1 CRISPR repeat array is annotated in these 724 nt (G+C 68.6%).

The window, feature by feature from the left end:
• Positions 1-179 precede the first annotated feature (179 nt).
• Positions 180-694: a CRISPR direct-repeat array (repeat unit 28 nt; unit sequence GTCGTCCCCGCGCAGGCGGGGCTGTTCC).
• Positions 695-724: the final 30 nt, after the last annotated feature.

The raw sequence follows: 724 nt of genomic DNA, 5'->3' as shown, positions 1-724 counted from the left end.
CCAAGCAGGCCTGCAGGGTCGACAATGTGGGGTGCGGTCATCGCGATGACTCCTCGAGGATTCTTTAGACGGTTGACTCGAAGGATCACGCGGTGGCCGCTTTAGATCCGTCAACGACACGGGTGTCGGAGACGATCTCGGCCACCGAGTTACACCACCCTATGGGGCACTACTGGCGGGTCGTCCCCGCGCATGCGGGGCTGTTCCGTGATGCGGACGATGTTTCGCAATGAGCACCGGGTCGTCCCCGCGCAGGCGGGGCTGTTCCTCATGGCGCCGTCCCCGATCGCGAACGCGGCCAGTCGTCCCCGCGCAGGCGGGGCTGTTCCCAACCACGGGTACGTGAGGTACTCGCTCTCGAAGTCGTCCCCGCGCAGGCGGGGCTGTTCCCAACCCCACGCTGCCGGACACCGATCTGCCTCCGTCGTCCCCGCGCAGGCGGGGCTGTTCCGTTCGCCGGGATGCAGGTGTTCAACACGACGCTGTCGTCCCCGCGCAGGCGGGGCTGTTCCCGCCAGCAGGCGGTAATGGCAGGTGCTAGGACGTTGTCCCCGCGCAGGCGGGGCTGTTCCCGCCTGCAACGACCCGGCCGCGAAGCTGGCCCAGTCGTCCCCGCGCAGGCGGGGCTGTTCCCAGGGCCGCGATGTTCGCCGCTCAGCTCGGACAGTCGTCCCCGCGCAGGCGGGGCTGTTCCGATGACGGCGAGCGCGAACCCGCACTGAAT

It is taken from the genome of Dietzia sp. B19 (genome assembly GCF_014145155.1).
Classification (GTDB): Bacteria; Actinomycetota; Actinomycetes; order Mycobacteriales; family Mycobacteriaceae; genus Dietzia; species Dietzia natronolimnaea.
Note: the sequence above shows the minus strand (reverse complement) of the source record. Positions and strands in the feature narration are given on the sequence as shown.